Annotated in this window: 13 protein-coding genes; 7 read left to right on the top strand and 6 right to left on the bottom strand. The window is 65.9% G+C overall.

Annotated features, from left to right (window positions below; translation table 11 throughout):
- Window positions 1-15 precede the first annotated feature (15 nt).
- Window positions 16-5,487, bottom strand: a complete 5,472-nt coding sequence (locus JYP50_RS06015; protein ID WP_206559579.1) for an SdrD B-like domain-containing protein — start codon at window positions 5,485-5,487, stop codon at window positions 16-18.
- A gap of 14 nt (window positions 5,488-5,501) precedes the next feature.
- Between JYP50_RS06015 and JYP50_RS06010 the strand changes: the two genes are divergently transcribed.
- Complete coding sequence (locus JYP50_RS06010) at window positions 5,502-5,861, top strand: hypothetical protein (protein WP_206559578.1); 360 nt, start codon at window positions 5,502-5,504, stop codon at window positions 5,859-5,861.
- Between the two features lie 184 nt (window positions 5,862-6,045).
- Here JYP50_RS06010 and JYP50_RS06005 read toward each other — a convergent pair whose 3' ends face one another.
- Window positions 6,046-6,750 carry a response regulator transcription factor gene (locus JYP50_RS06005; RefSeq protein WP_206559577.1) on the bottom strand — a complete coding sequence of 235 codons (705 nt, stop codon included), beginning with the start codon at window positions 6,748-6,750 and terminating at the stop codon, window positions 6,046-6,048.
- 317 nt (window positions 6,751-7,067) lie between these two features.
- Here JYP50_RS06005 and JYP50_RS06000 point away from each other — a divergent pair, with 317 nt between their 5' ends.
- Complete coding sequence (locus JYP50_RS06000) at window positions 7,068-7,685, top strand: PadR family transcriptional regulator (RefSeq protein WP_206559576.1); 618 nt, start codon at window positions 7,068-7,070, stop codon at window positions 7,683-7,685.
- Between the two features lie 60 nt (window positions 7,686-7,745).
- On the top strand, window positions 7,746-9,185 hold the full coding sequence (gene mltF, locus JYP50_RS05995; RefSeq protein WP_206559575.1) for a membrane-bound lytic murein transglycosylase MltF: 1,440 nt from the start codon (window positions 7,746-7,748) through the stop codon (window positions 9,183-9,185).
- Here the strand turns inward: mltF and JYP50_RS05990 are convergent.
- Together JYP50_RS05990 and tadA are read right to left on the bottom strand one after the other, a co-directional pair.
- The gene (locus tag JYP50_RS05990; protein ID WP_206559574.1) at window positions 9,172-10,494 is read right to left on the bottom strand and encodes a metallophosphoesterase; all 1,323 of its coding nucleotides are present in this window, start codon (window positions 10,492-10,494) and stop codon (window positions 9,172-9,174) included. The two genes, mltF and JYP50_RS05990, sit on opposite strands and share 14 nt — an antisense overlap.
- 273 nt (window positions 10,495-10,767) lie before the next feature.
- Window positions 10,768-11,226 carry a tRNA adenosine(34) deaminase TadA gene (gene tadA / locus JYP50_RS05985; protein ID WP_206559573.1) on the bottom strand — a complete coding sequence of 153 codons (459 nt, stop codon included), beginning with the start codon at window positions 11,224-11,226 and terminating at the stop codon, window positions 10,768-10,770.
- Between the two features lie 293 nt (window positions 11,227-11,519).
- On the opposite strand from tadA, the gene JYP50_RS05980 reads away from it, so the two are divergent.
- Window positions 11,520-14,648 (top strand): S8 family serine peptidase, encoded by a 3,129-nt coding sequence (locus JYP50_RS05980; protein WP_206559572.1) that lies wholly within the window; start codon window positions 11,520-11,522, stop codon window positions 14,646-14,648.
- 12 nt (window positions 14,649-14,660) lie between these two features.
- On the opposite strand, the gene JYP50_RS22100 is transcribed toward JYP50_RS05980, so the two are convergent.
- The gene (locus JYP50_RS22100) at window positions 14,661-16,034 is read right to left on the bottom strand and encodes a sugar-transfer associated ATP-grasp domain-containing protein (RefSeq protein WP_206559571.1); all 1,374 of its coding nucleotides are present in this window, start codon (window positions 16,032-16,034) and stop codon (window positions 14,661-14,663) included.
- A 229-nt stretch (window positions 16,035-16,263) separates the two neighbouring features.
- Between JYP50_RS22100 and JYP50_RS05970 the strand changes: the two genes are divergently transcribed.
- Genes JYP50_RS05970 through JYP50_RS05960 form a run of 3 tightly spaced genes read left to right on the top strand, consistent with a single transcriptional unit; the run spans window position 16,264 to window position 18,460 of the window.
- Entirely contained in the window at window positions 16,264-17,874 is a 1,611-nt protein-coding gene (locus JYP50_RS05970; RefSeq protein ID WP_206559570.1) for a PepSY-associated TM helix domain-containing protein, read from the top strand.
- Complete coding sequence (locus JYP50_RS05965) at window positions 17,874-18,173, top strand: DUF3649 domain-containing protein (RefSeq protein WP_206559569.1); 300 nt, start codon at window positions 17,874-17,876, stop codon at window positions 18,171-18,173. The genes JYP50_RS05970 and JYP50_RS05965 overlap by 1 nt, the downstream gene beginning before the upstream one ends.
- Window positions 18,170-18,460 carry a DUF3325 domain-containing protein gene (locus JYP50_RS05960; protein WP_206559568.1) on the top strand — a complete coding sequence of 97 codons (291 nt, stop codon included), beginning with the start codon at window positions 18,170-18,172 and terminating at the stop codon, window positions 18,458-18,460. Before JYP50_RS05965 ends, JYP50_RS05960 begins: the two co-directional genes overlap by 4 nt.
- 40 nt (window positions 18,461-18,500) lie before the next feature.
- Here JYP50_RS05960 and JYP50_RS05955 read toward each other — a convergent pair whose 3' ends face one another.
- Window positions 18,501-20,288, bottom strand: coding sequence for a sensor domain-containing diguanylate cyclase (locus tag JYP50_RS05955; RefSeq protein WP_206559567.1), 1,788 nt, complete (start codon window positions 20,286-20,288; stop codon window positions 18,501-18,503).
- Window positions 20,289-20,368 lie beyond the last annotated feature (80 nt).

The following is a 20,368-nucleotide window of genomic DNA, read 5'->3' as shown; positions in this document are numbered from 1 at the left end:
ATTCGGCGCCCGCCGTTAACAGGTGATCCGCCGATGAGCGCCGCCGGCGCGAAGCCGGCCGGCCATACCCAAGCCCGCGACACCGGCCAACAGGCCGGCGAGCAACCACAGCGCCCAGCGGGGCGCGGTGGGAATGGACTGCGGGGTGCTGCCCGGCTGGGAGGGACAAGCCGGGTATTCCAGCACGATGGCGTCACCGGCGTTGCCGTTTAGCCGCAGGGACAATTCGGGAATGCGATCGTCCTCCACCGGCACCAGCTTGCCGTCCTCATCAATCCAGCCCGGCCAGGCAATGGGCTCTCCGGCGCCATTGACCTCGACCCCGGGCCACAGCAGCACGCCGCTCGCGGGCCAGCCGTCCAGCCGCTCGGCCAGCCGGCCGCCGGCGGTCATCCAGGACAGGTTCGCCGAACCGGCGCCGCCAAGTGGTCCCGTGACCCGGTATTGCACCGAGGGCGCGTTGTTGACGCAGACCGCGGAAGCCGTCCAGGCCGGCGCCGCCGGCAGGCGCTCGCCAAAGTCATAGTTCTCAGCCCGGTCGCCGGCAGCCAGGGTCACCATCGACACCTCGTCGTCGCCCACGGTACCGCCGTGGGTTCCGGCGCTGTCGCCACTGTCCAGCCAGCCGGCGGGCTGGGTTTCCGTCACCGTGTAAGTCCCCGGCGGCAGCCCCTCGAAGCTATAGCGTCCCTCGCTGTCGGTAATCGCGGTCGCGGTCACCGGCCCGGTCAGGGTCACCTCGACACCGGCGATGCCCGGCTCCGCCGGCCCCATGAGGCCATTGCCGTCGATATCGTGGAAGACATGGCCGCTGATGCTGGCCGGCAACACCTCCGAGAAGTTATTGCCCGGCGAGCCACTGACCTCGTCCGCATTGCCGTTGTTGTCCAGGACGATGCCGGTGATCTGGCTGGTGAACCCACCGGTACCCGGGTTCAGCGGCACCCCGGGGGTGCCGGTACTGCCGTTGACCGGCACGATGCTTCCCTGGGTGGTCACGCTGTTGAAAGTGTCAGCCGGCTGCACCGGCTGGCACACGGAGTACGTGCCGGCCGGCAATTCGCTAAAGAGATAGTTGCCCTGGGGGTCGGTTTGGGCCGTTTCCAAAAGCGCGCCACTACAGTCAGCGCCCTGGCGCAACTCAATGGGGTTGCCCGCCACCGGTTCCGACTCCCCGGGCACGTAATTTCCATCCGGGACGGCCTGGGTATCGATAAAGACCTTGCCGGAGATATAGCCCTTGGTGCTCGCCAGCAGCTCGCCGACAGCGGGCTCCTCGTTGCTGCCAAAGGAAGTCTCGAGATCCCCCTTGGGAATCCGGTTGATATAGGTACCCGCCACCGGCACGGTGACATCCACCGCGACCTCGCAACCCAGCGGAGGCACTTGCGCGCCGCTGTTGACGCGAACCCGGCTCGCCCCCGGCGCGGCCTGGACAATGGCGGCGCCCCCCGGGCAGGTGGTGGCGACATTGCCCGGGTTGGCCACCAGCATCTGCCCCGGCAGGGATGGCAGTTCGTCGACCAGGTGCTCGGTCAGCGCGGTGGCGGCCTCGTTGGGGTTGAGGATACGGATGGTGAGGCGCGACACCCCGCCCGGGGCCGTCACCGGCGGATCGAACTGCTTGTTCACCGCAGGCGGCTCGGGGACGACGAGTCGCGCCTGGGTGGGCTCTTCATTCGAGATTCCCTCGAAACTGGTGACCCCGCCGGCGGGGATTTCGTTAACATAGACACCGTGGTCATTGCTCACCACATCCACAGTCACCTGACAGCTGGCGCCGGCATCGCCGTGCGCGGCCAGCGTCGCCCCGGTCAGGCGTACCTGCCGCCCGGCGGCGGGCGCCGTTACCTCGCCGTCCACACAGTTGGTCAGCGCATTGGGTTGCGGCGCGATCACCACGCCCGCGGGCAGGGAATCGATCAAACGCACCTGCGTCAACGCCTTGCTGGTGGGGTTTTCCAGGCGAATCGTCAACGGTGCCGGCACCCCGGAGAGGCGAACGGCATCCCCGGTGGTAAATCCGACGGGGTCGCCGCTGTCCAGGGTGAAGCCGTCAATCGCCTTGTTGACTATTACCCGTTCGCGCACCTCCAGCGAGTCCTCGGTCTCGGGGTGTTCCAGCGGATCGCCCTCTTCGGTCAGCGAATCCTCCGGTATGAGGTTGGTATAGGTACCCTCGACATTGGCCGCGACATCCAGCTCGAGGTAACAGCTGCTCGCCTGGCCGTCGACGGCGGCCGCCAGGCGCCCGCCGCTAAGCTCGACACGGGTACGCTCCGGCCACGCGAGCTGGACCGCGCCACCGCAATTGGAAAAGGCGTTGGCTGGCTGGGCCACCTGCAGCCCCGCCGGCAACTCATCCCGCACGCTGAAATCCCTCAGCGGAGACGCCTGTGCGTTGAGTATGGTGATGCGCAGGCGCGAATTCTCGCCTGGACTCACAACGCGTGGCTCGAAGTTCTTCACCACGTTGACGCTGGATATCGTACTCAGGGTACTCTGGCCAAAGGTCGTGCTATTGGTGGCGCCCTCCGCGCTACCCAGGGCGTTCAAGGGGATGTGGTTGGTAATGGTGCCGACCACCCGGGAGGTCACATTGACTTCCACCAGGCACTGCTCGCCAGGGTCCAGCGCGGCGCCGCTCAACTCCACCGACGCCCCACCTGGCTGCGCGACGACCACGCCCGAGCGACAATCGGTGGACACCTCCGCCGGCGAGGCTATGGTCATGCCGTTTGGCACGCCGTTGGCCAGCCCGTCCTCGGTGAAATAGTCGGCCAGCGACACATTGCTCAGGGGCGTGCCGCCATTGACGATGGTAATGGCCAACCGGGCCACCTGGCCCGGCGCAATCAGGCCGGGACTAATGGCTTTGGAAATGGTCGGATCATCCAAGGGAACATAGCCCAGGGTTGCACTGACCGGGCTCTGGTTGATGATGCCGCCGTCGGTCCTGATTCCGCCCGGGGGGATGGTATTGGTCCAATCCGCCTGGCCATCCACCACCACGTCAAACACGAGATCGCAACTGGCGCCGGCCGGAATGGTGCCGCCCTGCAAGCTCACGGTATCCGCGCCAGGGGCGGCGTTAACCACCACGTTGTTGCCGCAGCTGGAATACGCCCCGGCCGGTGTTGCCACGCGCATGCCGGCCGGCAGGGGGTCGGTTACCGTCAGGCCGGTCAGGGATCGGCTTAAATCCCCATTGGCCACGGTCACCCGCACGGTTGCGCGACCACCGTCCCCGGTTGAAGTCGGGGCGAAGGATTTGTCCGCGGTCATGACGCCAGTATAAATCAGCCTGGCACCGTCGGAAGCCAGGGCGTTGGTGGTAGTGCCATCGGCATTGTTCTGCACCGCGGAGACCGTTGCGGTGTTGTCGTAGGTGCCCGCAGGACCGACGACGTCGAGCTGGATTTCACAGCTTCCGGGATTGCCGCTGCCGGTGTCCCGCCCGGCAACGCTGCCGCCGTTGAGGGACACGGAGGTTTCACCCGGCACCGCCGTCAGGGTACCGCCACAGCTGGTAACCGCGCTGGCGGGGCTCGCCACGCGCAGCTGCGCGAGCGGGCCGTCGACCGGGAAAGTGTCGCTCAAGGCCACCGAGGTCAACGCCAGGTCGGAGAAATTATCCAGGCGCATACTGAGCCGGGACACCATGCCCTCGGGGTGGGTGGAGGTTTCCACGCCGTCGAACTGCTTGGACAATGCCACAACGGCCACGTGATTGGTGTTGGTGCCAGAGGAATTCTGGTTGCAGTCCGCCGCATTGCCATTGATACACACGGAGCCGGCATCAATCTGGTTCGCGGTATCGCCGGTCGCATCCGGATCGATCATCACCCAGAAACTCAGGGTACAAGCGCCGGGGGTACTTGCCCCCGCGCGCGCCGGTACCGAGGGAATGGTGAATAGCAGATCGCTATCGCCCTCGGCGGCACCGTTCAAGCCCCCGGTGCCACAGGCGGCAGGTGACAACTCCACCGGATACGCCGCGTCCAGCAACAGGGTCGAGCCATTTTGCAACTGGTCCGCCACGGTCACGTTGGCCAGCGGCGCGCTGGAAAAGTTCTGCACCGTCACGCTGTAACGAACGGCACTGCCCGGCGCCACGGTTGCCGGTTGACGGGACTTCAGTACTCGCAGGCGATCGGCCACCAGCACGTTCGCCGAGCGGGGCTGGCTGACAATACCCGGCATGCCAGACAATTCAACCGCCCCCTGGGGGATCACGTTATTGTAGGCCGTCGGCGTATCCGCGCCCGGGGTCGTGCCGGTGAACCGGACGCTCAGGACACACCCGCCGTAGGGCGGAATCGTAAAACCGGTTACCTCGAAACCATTACCGCCATCGAGCAAGGCCTGGCCCCCGCCACAGGAATTACTGACGGAATTCACCTTCAGCTGGCCCACATGGGGAGCCGCGGAAATGGGGTTGTCGGCGAAGCGTGTCACTGGCAGTGGCGTACCGCCGCTGTTGCCCAGGCCGATGGTAAACCCGCTCTCCTCCCCGGAAGCCACCGGACTCTCGTCGAAGCTTTTCGTCACGGTGAGGGGTGAGCGCACGCGCACCGGACTTACCGCGTTGGCCGCCGGCCGCAAACCTTCGCGGCTAGTAAAACCGCTGGCGTCAATAACGTTGTTCACGTTTTGGCTGAAGGCCCCGTCGGTGTGGCGCGCGCGCACTTCCACCTCGACGGTGCAACTGGCATTGGGCGCCAACGAGCCCCCGGAGACCGCCACCTGCGCCGCGGCCCCGGCCTGCAGCGTGGCCGTCGCATTGACCGGTGCCGCAAGGCAGGATCCGGAAGCCGGCGTACCGGTAGGCTCGATCACCGCGCCATCGGCGCCCTGGACCGGAAATACATCGGTAAATCCGAAGTCATTGAGCGCGACATTCGCATCGGGATTCTCGATGCGAATGGTCAACACCCCGGGCGCGCCTCCCAGTACCAGAGGCGAACCGAACAGTGACTTGGACCAGTCGGGAGGCGCGGCGGAGCGCACCGTGATCGCCTGCGGCCCGCCACTGGTATTGGTGCCGCTGTCACTGCCGACCTCCCCCGCCGCCAGGCTATAGGAGTGCGAAGTCGAGGAACCGCCGGTGCTCCACGCAATCACCGGAAGGTCGATGTAACACTCCCCCGACCCGGGAACGCCATCGACGCGCGGGAGAACAGTGAGGCCGCTGAGCACCACGTCCGGCTGGCCGTCGACGGTCACAAGGGAACCGCCCATGCAGCCCGAGCCCGCTATCGTGCCGCTTCCGGCCACGATCAGGCCGCCATTGGGCCCGGTAGGCAACGACTTGCTAAAGCCGATATTGTCAATGCTGGAAAGCGTGGAGTTATTGGACAGGCTTACCCGCAGGCTGGTCAGCTCCCCGATGTGCACGGTATCGCTGTTCGGCGGCGTCGGCCCAACGTTGACCGTTACCGAAAAATCGGGGTTGCCCGTTGCCTGGGCCGAAACCGCGGCGGCCATAAACGGCGCCGCCAGTGAAAGAAGCGAGACACCGAAACAGCGAGCACTGTTCACAATCGCGCGACGCCGACCGCGACCACCAAAAATACCGGATGCGAGCTGCAAGTTTACCTCCCTCACTGGAACGGGCCTTTTACGGAAAGAAAAATGAATTTGCGGAAAAAAATGCAATGAAAGTCGTTGCGGGCGATCCCCCGTCACAGGCAAGCTGCGACCTGCGTGCCGTATGGATTTTTAAAAATCCGGACACAACAGCCACAGAAACCGGCCTCGGCGGCATTGCCCCAAGCGGCGTCATCCTACCGAGGCCGGGCAACGAAGACCCGCACATCCCCTGCAAGCCGCGACAGTCGCATTCCGCATATTTCCCGTGAGATTTTCCGGCGGGGACGCCGGAAGTCGGCAGGCATGGGCCCGCCATTCACACAGGATCAGGGAACGCGCGCATGGGCGACACGGACGGGGATTGAAAGGTCGGGTGTAAAAAAGAGGGAGGCGCGAGGGCCGCATGGCAGGCCACGCGGCGACCCGGACCGAGCCACCGCGGCGGTAAACGTGCTAGTCCTCGCTATGGAGTCGCCCGAGGAAGCGGTAACCTACGCCGCGGATGGTCTTCAGGGGAAAATCGCGGCCGACCTTCGCTCGCAAACGGCTTAGAACGGCTTCCAGGGTGTGCGGATCGTACAGGCGTACATCCTCGCCGAGGTAGGCGACAAGGTCTTCCCGGGAGACGATCCTATCGATCCGCGACAGGTGCTCTATGCCCTGCATAAAATCCCGCTCCTTGGCGGTAAGCCGGAATACCGACCCGTCCGGCGAGACCAGCAGCCAGCCATCGTGTCCCAGTCGCCAGGCATCGCGCCTGCCCCCGTCGACCGACAGCTTTTGCATTCGCCGTACCAGGGCGCGAATATTGGCCATCACCTCCGGCATGCACAGGGGCTTGGACAGGCAGACATCGGCCCCCGAGAGCAGCGCCCTCACCTTGGTGGTATGATCGCAGTCGTCAATCAGCGCGATCACCCCCACCCTGGAGCGGTGCGCAAAGGTGCGCAGGGTGGAGAACAGCCTGTCGCCCAAAGCGCCCGCCCCCAGGAGCACGATATCGACCTTGCGGCCGCGACCAAGGCGCTCCCACCACTTTCCAGACACGGTGCCAGCCTCGCTTGCAATGCCCGTGGTCTCCAGTAACAACGAAATTTCGTTTCGAAAATCCGCGTCGTCGTCCACAATAATGACGCGAAACGCCCCACTTCCCGCCAAGATGATTCCCGCCCAATAAACCACACCCGCCAGATTCAACAATCCGGCGGGCAGCACAATGCGGGCAGCCGCGAACAGCCCCCACCCCTGACATAATACTCAAACATGGAGTATATAGGGTCGGGCAATCGAATTCGATAGCGGGATTAGCTTATAATTCCTATGGGGGAACGCGCGCCGTTGCAGTCCCCGGTGTTCCAGCCGCCCCAAAACCTGGATCAGTACCTTGCGGCTACCGACTCGCGGGCTTGCCAACCCGGGGTTCGGGCGGTCTGGGTACTGGCGAACCAATAAATGATAAGGAGATATAAAAGACATTGGCCAAACTGACCAATACCAGCTTCACCATCCTGGGCGTACTTGCTCGCGGGCCATGGTCTGCCTACGAGCTCACAAAACACATTCGAAAAAGCGCCCTTCAAACTGTCTGGCCACGCACCGAAAGCCGGATTTACCTGGAACTCAAGAATCTCGTCAATCACAACCTGGCCACTTCTCGCAGGGAAAAGCAAGGCGGCCGCCTTCGCTCGATATACCGAATTACACCCAAGGGCCGCAGCTCGCTGTCTGAGTGGCTGGAGGGCACCGAGGGCAGAATCCGGCTGGAATCCGAACCACTGCTAAAAATCCTTTTGAGTGGCGCCAATCCTCCCGCTCTCGACAATCAACTCCAATACCTGGCGGCGCAACTGGAATCGGATATCGAGGCATTGCATGCCGCGCTCCGGCTCATGATCGCGACCAATTTCGCCACGGTCGGACATTTGCAATACAATGCCCTGCTGCTACCACTTCTGGTTGACCATATCGAAATCTGGAATGACTGGCTTGCCAAGGTCCAGAGTGAGGGAGGGAATGCCCTGCCATCCGTTGAAGAGGCCCGCGAAGTCTATAGTCAACAGGCGGACCGCCTTCGGGCGCTATGTGGCACTTGACAAACCCGGGGGCAGCAGGCGCGACCCACCCATTCCGCTCGAGGTCTCCAGTTCCGCGCAATGAATAGCCGATTTTCCAGGGCCCGCACCCTGCTGGCCGCGGCCTTGATCTCCCTGTGCGCGGCCTGCTCCGACGGCGACCGCCTGGACCGGGTCCTGGCGCGCGGCGAGCTGGTGGTCACCACCCGCAACAGCCCCACCACCTATTACCTGGACAAGAACGGCGCCGCCGGTTTCGAGTACGACCTGGCGCAGCTGTTTGCCGAGGACCTGGGCGTGGAGCTGAAGATGCGGCCGGCCTTCAGCCTCGAAGCGCTATTTACCCACCTGCGTCGGGGCGAGGCGGACATCGCCGCCGCGGGCCTGAGCCTCAGCGCCCGCCGGGAGGCCGACTTCGCGCACTCCGAGGCCTATGCCAGCCAGGCGCCCGTGGTGATCTACAAGACCGGCAACGCCAGGCCCCGCAGCCTGGAGGACGTCGGCGAGCGCGAACTGCTGGTACTGCGCGACAGCAGCCATGCCGAAACGCTGCGCAGCCTGCGCGCGAGCGGCCACGCGCAGCTCAAGTGGCGCGACGTGGAGGGCGCGGACTCGATGGAGCTGCTGGAAATGCTGGAGGCTGGCGACGGCGCGCTGGCCATCGTGGACTCCGGCGAATTCAGCGTACAGCAAAGCTTCTACCCGCGCCTGGCGGTGGCCTTTGAACTGGCCGACGAGCAACCGATGGTGTGGTACATGCCCCCCGGCCCCGGCAGTGAACGGTTAAAAGCGGAGGTGGATCGCTTTATTCGCGCACTGCGCGACAGCGGGCAGCTGGAGCAGATGCGCGAACAGCACTTCGGCCACGCCGCGGTACTTTCCCGTATCGACTCCCACACCTTCGCCCGCAACATGAGCCGCGGCCTGCCCCCCTACCGCGACATGATCCGCCGCGTGGCCGAGGAGTACCAGATGGACTGGCACCTGCTGGCGGCCATCGCCTACCAGGAATCCCACTGGGACCCCCTGGCCACCTCCCCCACCGGGGTCCGCGGCATGATGATGCTCACCTCGCCCACCGCCCGGGAAATGGGGGTCAAGGATCGCCTCGACCCCCTGCAAAGCCTGCGCGGCGGCGCCCGCTACCTGAAGAATATCCAGCGCCGCCTGCCAGCCGACATCCTGGAACCGGACCGCACCTGGATGGCCCTGGCCGCCTACAACATCGGCATGGCGCACCTGGAGGACGCGCGGGTGATTACCGACCGCCAGGGGGGCGATCCTCATCAGTGGAGCGATGTCATGGCGCGCCTGCCGCTACTGCAAAAACGCCAGTTTTACCGCACCACCCGCTACGGCTACGCCCGCGGCCGCGAGGCGGTGACCTACGTGCAGAACATCCGCCACTACTACAGTATTCTCCAATGGCAGGCCAGCCCGGTGGACCAGCCCGCACCGCCCCAGCAGGTGCAGGACTACCTGCCGGAGCAGCTCAGGGGTGTGCGCTTCAGGGCGCTGTAGCGGCCGCTGCCACTTTCTCCGGGGTGCCGGCGCCAAAACGCGCCGTGAAGCCTTCCAGGGTGATAACGAAGTCATCGCCAGCGAGGAATTCCTCCACACTCTCGCCGGGCTTTTCCTTCTCCCGGTACCAGTCGGCGTACTCCGCCAGGTCGCTGCTGCGTACGTCATAATGCGTGGAGTAGGTGCGCACGTGCACGCGGGGCTCGTCGCCGCTCATGTCAAACTCGAGCATGCGAAACCAGCCATCACCGACGCCCACGGGCATGTCACCCATTTCGTAGCCGACATCGACCAGGGTCTGGTGGCGGTCCTGGTAGTCCGACAACAACTGCCACACCGGATTGCCCGCGGCGTTGTCGTCCACCCGGGCGGCCTGGGCGTGCTGGTGGCCGCACAGCACCAGGAAAATCTGGTCGTGTCGGCTGAGGAACTTGTCCCACAGCATCTGCGGGTTGTTGTGAACGGGGTCCACTTTATGCCCGTCGATCAGGGCGTTGGCCTTCCGCTCGCCCTGGGTATTCAGGTAGTCGTGGGTGGAGACAATGGTCGGCAGGCCCGGGTAGCGGGCGATGACCCGCGCCGCCCACGCCAGGCTGTCATTCGGCGGGTCGAACTGCAGGCCGATGTGCAGGAAGCGGTAGCCGCCGGCGGTAAAGACCTGCGCGCTGTCCGCGCCGCCGTCGTGGGAGGCCACGTACCAGGGCTTGCCCTTGAAAAACGCCGTCTCCGCGCCGAACACCGAGCGGAAATTATCCAGGCCGCCCGGGTGCAGCACGCCCAGGCTGGACCAGTCCCGCGGGTTGAACTCGGCCGCCGGCGGGTGCCCGGCGTCGGTCCACATGGCGTCGTAGTCGTGGTTGCCCGGCACCACGGAAAAAGGCACCTTGCCGGCGATCAGCGAGAATCCCTCGTGAGCCTTGGGCATTTCCACGGTGCGGGTCTTCTCGGTGGGAGCGAAGTGGCCGTCGAACAGCGGATTGGGCACCGCCTCGAAACCCCGCGCCCGGTGCTCCGGGTCCATCTTTTCGGTCTGGTGCTGCCACACGTCACCCAGGGAGGTGACGAAGGCGATGTCGCCGCCCTCGCTCTCCAGGTTGTCGGCGATGTACCGCATCTGCTCAATGAACATGGCGTTGGCATCGAAGGGAAAGCCCTCCGCCGTCTGGTGCGTGTAATCGAGGTAATTCTGGGTGTCGGGGATAACCGCGATGGTGAAGGCGTCATCGCCCGCCTGGACCGGGGAGGCGGCGAGTGAGCCGCACAATAGCGCGGCGGCCACGGCACTGCCCAGGGCTTGCAAGCTTGGCATTGTATTCACTCCTCGATTCTCTTGGTATCGGAACGCGACGCTCGGCCGCGCGTTATTGTAGCCATAGCTCGCCAACAGGGTCGCGCGGTGGGGGGATATATAGTTGAACTGCGCCTCGAGTCCGGCGGCGTCATCGAACCGCCGCAGGCACGAACATCGGCCTCAATCTGGCCGGGGCGGTGTACCGGCCGGTGAATTCGACTGCCCCGACGGCAGCGCGGAACGCGGGCAGACGCAACTGCGCCGCGGTAACGAGAGTGGTCGACGCGGCCGCTAGCGGCGCGCGCGGAAGAACTGGCGCAGCTTGTCGGCGCTTTCCTGTGCCAGCACCCCCCCCAGCCACGTCACCCGGTGGTTGTACCAGGCCTCGTCGAGCTGTGCGCCACGGCTGCAGACCACGCCGGCCCGGGGCTCCTCGGCGCCGAATACCAGCTGCGAGACGCGCGCGTGCACCATGGCGCCGGCGCACATGGTGCAGGGCTCGAGGGTGACGTAGAGTACGGCACCCGGCAGCCGGTAGTTGCCCGCGGCCCGGGCGGCGGCGCGCAGGGCCACGATCTCCGCGTGCGCGGTCGGATCCGCGGCGGAGATCACCTGGTTGTAGCCCCGGCCCAGCACCTCCCCGTCGCGCACCACAACCGCGCCCACGGGCACCTCCTCGTGGCGGGCGGCTTCATCCGCCAGCTCGAGCGCCTGTCGCATCCAGTATCTGTGTTCTGCGTTGTCTGTCATTGGCGCAAGAGTGTACTCAACTGAGGCCCAATGCTAAACCAAAGAAGCCAATTCCGAACAACCGGGGTGCATTGTGGAACCCGCGGGGCGGTATAACCAAATCGTCGTATATTCTATTTTTTTAGCGCTTTTCAATCATTTTTAAGCATAAAAAAAGCTTTCCAAACTGCCTCTAAAACGAATGCGGAATAAGGCGCGAAATTAACCGACGCGCACCCGGGGCTGTACTACTTTTCCTGTACCCGGCCACCGGCCGAAAAAAATCAAAAGTCTACTTTAGTGGAGGAAGAGCCATGCCTGTTCAGGGGAAAAGACTGGCGTGGGCGATCGGTCTCACGGCGGTGGCGGCGGGTTTGCCATCGATCGTGACCAACGCCGCCAGCAGCCTGGAAGCACGTATAGCACAACGCGGAGACAACACCCCCAACACCCGGCTTGAACAACGTCGACTCGACGCACCGGTTTCCACGCGCACCGAGGCGCGAACGGTGGTCGATCCCGAACTGCACGCCGCCAGCGGGCGGCAGACGGTAATCGTCAGGCTGAAGGAAGCGCCAGTGGCGGCCAGCGACAAGACCAACCGCTCCAGCCGCATGGCCTACAAACAGCAACTCATACGCAAACAGAGTGACTTCATCGCCCGGGCACAGAGTATGGCGCCGGGCAATCGCGTGTTTGCGCGCACCCAGATGGTGATCAACTCCGTGCTGATGGAAGTGGACGGCGCGCAGATCGCGGCCCTCGCCGAGGACCCGGATGTCTTCAGTATCAACCGGGTCAAGGAGTACAAGAAGCACCTGCCTGAGACCGTGCCCTATATCGGCGCCACCACGGTGCAGAACATGGGCTACGACGGCACCGGCGTCCGGGTCGGCGTGATCGACAGCGGTATCGACTACTACCACGCCGCGCTCGGAGGATCCGGCAACGTCGACGACTACAACAACGACGACCCCTCGGTGATTGAGGCCGGCAGCTTCCCCACCGCCAAGGTGGTGGGCGGCTACGACTTCGTCGGCAGCACCTGGGGCACCACCGGCGACCCCCTGTTCCCCGACCCCGATCCACTGGACGACGGCCCCGCGGCCGGGCACGGCACCCACGTGGCGGACATCATCGCCGGGCTGCTCGGCGTGGCCCCGGGGGCGGATCTCTACGCCCTCAAGGCCTGTTCCTCGGTTTCCACCTCCTGCTCCGGCGTCGGGCTGGTACAGGCCGTGGAGTGGGCCGCGGACCCCAACGGGGATGGCGACCCCTCCGACCACCTCGACATTCTCAATATGTCCCTGGGGTCGGACTACGGCCAACCCTTCGATGACGACCTGGCCGCGGCCGTCGACAACGCCTCCCACCTCGGCATCCTGGTGGTGGCATCGGCGGGCAACGGCGGCGACAAGCCCTTCATCGCCGGCACGCCCTCCAGCGCGCCGACGGCGCTGTCGGTGGCCCAGACCAATGTGCCCTCGGCGGTGCAACCCGTGCTCGAGGTCGGCGACCAACAGTACTCGGCGGTTTTCCAGCCCTGGTCGGTGGCGCCCACAAGTGTCGTCTCCGGCGCACTGCAATACGGTGACGGCGCCGGCGGCAACCTCGACGGCTGCGCGCCCTTCGCCGGCGACCTGAGCGGCCTCACCGTATTGATCGATCGCGGGGCCTGCAACTTCAGCCTTAAAATCAGCAATGTCAGCCAGGCCGGTGGCGCCATCGGCATCATCGGCCTGGTGGCGCCGGGAGACCCCTTCAGCGGTGGCGACGGCGGCGACCGCCCCATCGACATCCCCGGCTACATGGTCAGCCAGGCGGTTTCCAACGCCTTCAAGGCCCAGCTGGGCGAAACCCTGACGGTCGACCCCAACAACGGCATACCGCTGGTCGGCACCATGGTGGGCAGCTCCTCCCGCGGACCGCAGCACGACACGCGGCACATCATCAAGCCGGAGATCGGCGCCCCGGGCGCCTCGGTGTCCGCCATCGCCGGCAGCGGTATCGACACCGGTCCCTTCGGCGGCACCTCGGGCGCCGCGCCAATGGTGTCCGGCGCCGCTGCCCAGCTGCTGCAGATGTCGCCGGGGACGCCCCCCGCCCACGTCAAGGCGCGCCTGGTCAACACCGGCTATACCGATATCCTGACCGACCCCGCCTCCGGGCTGGCGCCGATCACCCGCATCGGCGGCGGCGAGGTCCGGGTGGACGAGTCGGTGTATGCACCGGCCATCGCCTACGACCGCGACACCGGCCAGGCCTCCCTGAGCTTCGGCTACCACGATGTCGACCGCAATGTGCAGACCCTGCACAAGACGGTGATGCTGAAGAACACCTCGGGGGATACCCTGCGCTTCAGCGTCGAACCGACCTTCCGCTACGCGGACGATGAAGCCAGCGGCGCGGTGGATATCTCGGTGTCGCCCAGCAATGTCAGACTGCGCCCGGGCGCCCACGCCAACGTGCGGGTCACCCTGCGACTGCGCGGCGATCACCTGCCGGATAACAGCATGAATTCCGGCTCGGAGGGTGCCAACCCGGCCGCGCTGACGGCGATGGAGTACGATGGTTACATCGCCTTCCGGGACGGCATCCACGCCATCCACATCCCCTGGCATGTGCTGCCGCGCAAGGCGGCGAAAGTGGCCGGCCGCAACCACCTCAACACCTGGCGTGGCGGCGATTCGGTGCGGCTGAGGAATCTCGGCAAGGGTACGGCGCAGAACGACGCCTACGCCCTGATCGCCCTCAGCGACAACCAGCCCGAGGGCGGCGAGGGCGAGCAATCGCCCACCCCCGACATCCGCGCGGTGGGAATCAACACCTTCCCCGTGGGCGCCGGATTCTGCTCCGCGCAGCCGTCCTTTGTGTGGACCTTCGCCATCAACACCTGGGAGCGCCAGCAGCATCTGCTGCCGGTATCGCATATCGTGTACCTGGATACCGACCGGGATGGCACGGATGACTACGCGATACTGAACCGCGACCTCTCGGGCCTGGGCACCATCAGCGACGGTCGCCAGGTGGCCTGGGCGTTGAACCTCACCAGCGGCGAGGCGTCGGCATTCTTCTTCGCCGAACACGCCACCAATACCGCCAACACGGTACTGACTGTCTGTGCCGAGCAGGTGGGGTTGAGCGGCGCGGACCTGCTGACGACACCGGTGAATGTCGCTGTGCAGGCCCAGGACTTCTATTATGGCGGTCCCGGGGACCTGGTTGAGGGCCTCACCGTGACACCCTACGGCGAGCGCTTTGTCGGCAGCGCGGACGACATCCCCGGCGGCGGCCTGGGCACGATGGAAGTCACCGACTACGGTCAGTTCCCCGGCAACAGCCCGGAGCACGGCATCCTGCTGTTCACCAACGGTGATCGCGGCGCCGGCGCCCGCGGCGGCGCGACCGCCGACACCGAGGCCCTGCTGTTCCTCGGCCGCTAGCTCCGCCCCCGGTCAATCCGTTCCGGATGGCCGGGGATCTACGCGGGTTCCGGTATCCGGGGCCCGCGCCTTAGCGAGGGCCCCGTCCCGGGCCTCCCCGGGCAGCCAGCCGGCTGCCCATTCCGCAAACACACCGGTTCCGAGCGGCCCGCCGCCGGCGGCTTGCATCAATTCGAAATTCCACCCGGTGTTCGCTTCGATCACCACGGGGCCGTCCCCGGTAATGGCGACGTCCCAACCCAGGGACGTCAGCTGGTCCAGGCCCGCGTGGCCGCGCTTCACCACGCACAGTGCCTCTCGCCAGTACGGCACCCGCCGCCCGGCAATAACCGCGCCCGTTTCGGGGTGGTGGCTAAAGTTGCCGCGACACAAATCCCGGGCAGTCGCGGCCCGCAGCTTTCCCGTGTCGCAATCAACGGGCGCGGCAAGGCCTCCGGCCCAATAGGCGTCGATGGCCACCTCGCTGGCGGGCAGCTTGAGTACCGCGGCGAGTACCTGGATGTCGCCGCTCGCCCGCCGGAGCGTCACGATACGCACCGTGCCCAGGGCATCCCCCATCAGCTCCCGCAAACTCCCGTGGCTGAGCAGCCTGGGCTGTAGAATGCTGTCCGCCGCCGCGCAATGGGCCAGCAGTCCGGCTTCCGACAGGCGGTGCTCACCCTGCTGCCAATGGTCCCCTTCAGCCAGGTAGCGCCAACACTCGGCCCCTTCCCCGCCAAAAGCGCCCAGGGGTTTGTGAAACAGGTCCCGCCGCGGCAGAGCTCCGTCTCCAGTCGTCCGCCGCCCCGACTCAAACGTCGCCAGCACCGGCACCACGGGCAATTCCAGGTCACCCGCCACGCACCAGAAGCGTCGCTTGTCGATGACCCAGTCCATCTGCCCGGCGGGCGGTTGCAGAAGGCGGTGAACCGCGGCCTTTTCCCGCTGCTGCAAGTACTCGCCGGCGCTTGTTCCCTCCGGGCGCGCAAAGATACGCAGCAAGTAGTATTCGGATGGCGCGATATTGTGCTTCACGGCGAACGCAAGGCATTCCAGCCACAGCGCGAGGGACCCGCGCCCGGCCGCCGCGGCATTGCGCAGCGTCAGCCCGGAGGCAAACAACAGGACCACCGGTGGCCACAACAGGGCCTGAATGGCGGTCAGCAGGCGATTGCCCCGTTGATCCCGACGGGCCTGTCGCGCCAGGCGGTGCAGCCGGCGATTGACGGGCCGACAATCGCGGTCAAACCAGGGCAGTGACCAGGGAAAGCTCTCGCACTCCACTAGAAAACCGTACATCCGCTCCCACACCGCGGGACCGCCGCCCCCGGGAGTCCCGCTGCGCAGCAGCCGGTTATATTCGACCAGGTCAAACCGCAACAACGCCGCCAACTTTTCCCTGTACACGCTTCCTCGCCCCTGCAATTTTTATCGTGGTATCGACAACCCGGAACCGGCTGTGAAAATCGCACGAAATAGCGCCCCTGTACAGGCGTCGACGCGATCGGCGGACACCGCCATAGTTGATAACGATTCTCGTTATCAATACAATCCGCTCCGATAGATACCCGCGTGGATGATCACCCGACCGGACCGCCCCACCGCGGCAAACCGCAAACTGGAAGCAATTTAAGCGATGAAAGAGGGATTCCGCCAGAGCATGGCCTGGCTCCACACCTGGTCCGGCCTGGTCACGGGCTGGGTGTTGTTCTTTGTCTTTGTCACCGGCACGGCGGGCTACTTCGACGACGAAATCACCCGCTGGATGCAGCCGGAGCAGCCCCTGCGCCAGGCCCCGGCCCCGGCCGACAATGGCAGGCTGGCCGGTTTGGCCCTGGACCAATTGGAGCAGCTGGCGCCGGGCGCCGCCTACTGGCGTATTGTCCTGCCCCACCAGTCCAGCAACCCGCGGGCGTGGCGGGACTTTGCGGTGGAATGGGAAACCCTGCCGGAACCGGGACAGGTCCGCGGCCGGCGCGGCCAACAAGGCCTGGACCCGCAGACCGGCGCGCACCGCGAGCCGGTGGCCACCCGCGATACCGGCGGCGGCCGCCAGCTTTACCGCATGCACTACGCCCTGCACTATATCGACAGGCAGCTGGCCTATTACCTGGTGGGTGTGTGCACGATGCTGATGTTGGTGGCCATCGTCACCGGCGTCATCACGCACAAGAAGATCTTCAAGGACTTTTTCACCTTCCGCCCCGGCAAGGGGCAGCGCTCCTGGCTCGACGCGCACAATGTGGTCAGCGTCATGGCCCTGCCCTTCTTCCTGATGATCACCTACAGTGGCCTGCTGTTGTTCGCGACCACCTACATGCCCGCCGGCGTCGCCGCGCTGTACGGCACCGGGCCGGAAGCAGTGACTCAATTCTTCGACGAGCTGCGGGGCCGCGAAGCCGCCGCGCCGGTATCGCGCCCGCGGGCCTCGGTGCCGGCGATGATCGCCCGGGCGGAAGCGAGTTGGGGCGAAGGCCAGGTGGCCTCGGTGGTCGTCAGGCAGATCAGGGGCGGCGAACCGCGGGTGGAAGTCCACCGTGTGCTCGGCGGCCAGGTGCGTTTCTACGATGGCGAGATCCTGCGCTTTCACGCCGGCGGCGGCGAGCCCCTGCCCCTCGATGCCCCCGCGAGCCCCAGCGTAAAAACCAACGAGACTTTTCGCGCCCTGCACGAGGGACTGTTCGCCGATACCACCCTGCGCTGGCTGTACTTTATCGCCGGCCTGCTGGGCTGCGGGATGATCGGCACCGGCCTGGTACTGTGGACCACAAAACGCCGCCAGCGCCAGGCGCACACCTTTGGCTTCCGCCTGGTGGAGGCGCTCAATGTGGCGACCATCGCCGGCCTGCCCGCGGGCGTGGCGGCCTATTTCTGGGCCAACCGCCTGTTGCCGGTGGACTTCGCCGACCGCGCGGCCTGGGAAGTGAACTGCCTGTTCCTGATTTGGGGCGAAGCGCTGATCTACGCCTATTTCCGCGATACCCGCAAGGCCTGGACCGAACTGCTGTGGCTGGCGGCCGGCGCCTATGCCCTGCTACCGCTGCTCAATGCGCTGACCACCGACAAACACCTGGTGGCCACGCTGGCGGCGGGAGACTGGGTGCTGGCGGGCTTCGACCTGACAGTCCTGGCCCTGGGGGGGATTTTTGCCTGGGCGGCCATCAAGGTTGGACGCCGCACGCGGCAGCGGCGGGCCGGCGCGGCCGCGACGGGAACGGGTCGCTCGCTGGCCGCGGAGGCGTTGTAATGCGTCATTCGCAACCCGCTTTCCACTACCGCCGGCAGGTCGCAATGCGGGTTGTGGCCGCCGCGCTCGGCGGCTATACCCTGACCTCGGCGGCGACGGTCCTGGCCGCCCTGGTCTGGCCCCTGCCCCGCGCCGAGGCGGTTGCCGCCGCCACCATGTTGAGCTTTGCGCTCTACACCGCGGTCATTGTCTGGGTGTTCGCCGTCCGGCGCCTGCGCACCGCGTGGTGGGGGCTGGCGGTCGCGACCGCGACCTGTGCGAGCCTGGGTTACTTGCTGTCACCGGGGGCCGCCACATGATCCCGGATAACGGCGCAATACTGTGCTGCGCCCTGCTCGGTTTTCTCGCCCTGGCCCTGGCCATGTCCCGTCACGCCAAACAGGTACTGGGCGGCGCATTGCCGGCACCGCGCCGGCGCGCGCTGCGCGCCGGCGGCTGGTTGCTGCTGGTTTTCGCACTGGCCCTGTGCATACGGCGCCCGCACTGGGACGTGGGGCTCGTCGCCTGGCTGGGCTGGCTATCGGTGGCCGGTGTCGCCGTGGCATTCTCACTGCCCTACTGGCCGTCCAGGTCCGGTCGCAGCTGACACCGCGAGTCCAGCATGCGGCTGGGTGGCAGCGTCGCAATCAGGTTTCGCTGGCGCTAACCTGATCGGGAGCGATCTCGATGTGGCTGGCGGCCACGACCCTGTTGCGGCCCTCGCGCTTGCCCCGATACAGGGCCTCGTCGGAGCGGGAGACGCAGCTGTCGAGGCTCTCACCCCGCCGGTGCTCGGCCACGCCGAAGGTCATGGTCAGTTGCAGGCTGGCATCGCCGTAATCGATCGTGCTTCCGGCTATTTGCCGGCGGATCTTCTCCGCCAGCAGGACGGCGCCCTCGGCATCGGTCTCCGGCAACAACAAGATAAACTCCTCGCCACCCCAGCGCGCCACCAGGTCGGATTTACGCACCGCCTGCCGCAAAATCCCGGCCAGGCAGGTGAGTACATGGTCCCCGCAGGCGTGACCGAGACGGTCGTTGACCGGTTTGAAGTGGTCGACATCGGCAAGCACCACGCTGAACGGGCGGCCACCGCGAAAGGCGCGCCCCACCTCCGACTCGGCGGCGGCGAAAAAGCCGCGTCGATTGTTGACGCCGGTCAGGGGATCGATCCGGGCCGCCTCGAACAGCCGGTGATTGGCCTCGGTGAGCCTGGCGGTGCGCTCCGCCACCTCCTCTTCCAGGTGATTCAACATGCGTGTAAAGCGGTTGCCCAGGGATATCGCCATGGTCACGGCGATGGCCAGAAAACCCCAGGGCAGGATTCTCGGCGAATCCAGGCGAATCAAGTCGATCAGGGCGTCGTGAACACAGGTGGCAATAAACAGGCCGGCCCCCACCACCAGGGTGCGCGCCTCCTCGTGTCCTGCGCGCAACTTCCGCACCAACAGCCACAACACGCCGAGCGGGGCCAGCAGGGCCCATAACTCCCAGGCGTGCAGGGTCGACACGTTGAGATCCAGCCCCGGCGCGAGCACCAGGACAACCGCCAGCAGCACCGAGATCACCTGATAGGCGCGCAGCCAACGCCCCACCGGTTCGTCCAGCATGGTCCAGACACCCTGGATCGACAGCGCCGGCAGCAGGTAAACCAGGCCCAGTTCGGCTTTCTTGTAGGTCGGGAAGTTCCAGTCCAGCAGGTAGCGCCATTCGGTGACCAGCAGGCCATAAAGACCGATCATCAGGGCGGCGACGCCAAACCACAGGAAACTGTGCAAGTCGCGGGCGCGCGTGTAGAGGTAGAGGAAATAGAAACCGAAGGCCAGGTAGATCACGCTGACGAGCAGGGCCGGCATCTGGTGAACGGTCAGGGACAGCAGCTGGTCGCTGAGGCGCCCGATCTGGAACTGGCCGCCGTGGACCCCGCCGCCGAAGTGCTGCAACAGGGACTCGTTGCCGGCCCATACGCGCAGAGCCAGGACCAGGCTTCCATCGGGCGCAATGGCGGAGGCGGGTATGGTCAGCACGCGCTCGCGGTTGTAGTCGATACCCGGCCGGTCATCCGGGGGCAGGCGGCCGGCACCGCCCAGCCGCTTGCCGCCGGCATAGAATTCGTAGGCGCTGAGCATTGAGCCGAGCCGAACCGCAAGGTGCTCGAGATCCCCGGCCCGCCCCCGATCCTCCAGGCGCAGGTGCAGCCGGTACCAGCCAAAGTAGCGGGCCCCCGGATCGGCGTCCGCCGGTCCCCAGCGGTGCGGGAAATCGACCTGGCGCCAGGCGGAATCATCGTGGCCGGGGCTCGACCATGCGGGGTTGTCGCCGGGCTGAAAGCGCCAGCCGGACTCTATGCGCATACCCGCCAGGGCATCCGCCAGGCGGATTGACAGCGCCGGGCTCCCGGCCTCCGCCGCCTGGGCCGGGGGCGGTTCGGCCATTGCGGCGGCGGCGCATAGCAGGCAGGCCGCCAATAGCCCGATACCGGTCCGCAGCGAATTGATTATGGAATACGACCAAG

It is taken from the genome of Parahaliea mediterranea (genome assembly GCF_017255185.1).
In the GTDB taxonomy this organism is placed as follows: Bacteria; Pseudomonadota; Gammaproteobacteria; order Pseudomonadales; family Halieaceae; genus JAFKCZ01.
This window is presented reverse-complemented; position numbering and strand designations above follow the sequence as displayed.

What these genes read in the sequence shown, in the direction of transcription:
- tadA (WP_206559573.1), bottom strand. Translation starts at nt 11,226, where the DNA reads ATGACAGACAACGCAGAACACAGATACTGGATGCGACAGGCGCTCGAG.
- JYP50_RS05965 (WP_206559569.1), top strand. Translation starts at nt 17,874, where the DNA reads ATGCGTCATTCGCAACCCGCTTTCCACTACCGCCGGCAGGTCGCAATG.
- JYP50_RS05980 (WP_206559572.1), top strand. Translation starts at nt 11,520, where the DNA reads ATGCCTGTTCAGGGGAAAAGACTGGCGTGGGCGATCGGTCTCACGGCG.
- mltF (WP_206559575.1), top strand. Translation starts at nt 7,746, where the DNA reads ATGAATAGCCGATTTTCCAGGGCCCGCACCCTGCTGGCCGCGGCCTTG.
- JYP50_RS05990 (WP_206559574.1), bottom strand. Translation starts at nt 10,494, where the DNA reads ATGCCAAGCTTGCAAGCCCTGGGCAGTGCCGTGGCCGCCGCGCTATTG.
- JYP50_RS06015 (WP_206559579.1), bottom strand. Translation starts at nt 5,487, where the DNA reads ATGGCCGCCGCGGTTTCGGCCCAGGCAACGGGCAACCCCGATTTTTCG.
- JYP50_RS05970 (WP_206559570.1), top strand. Translation starts at nt 16,264, where the DNA reads ATGAAAGAGGGATTCCGCCAGAGCATGGCCTGGCTCCACACCTGGTCC.
- JYP50_RS05960 (WP_206559568.1), top strand. Translation starts at nt 18,170, where the DNA reads ATGATCCCGGATAACGGCGCAATACTGTGCTGCGCCCTGCTCGGTTTT.
- JYP50_RS05955 (WP_206559567.1), bottom strand. Translation starts at nt 20,288, where the DNA reads ATGGCCGAACCGCCCCCGGCCCAGGCGGCGGAGGCCGGGAGCCCGGCG.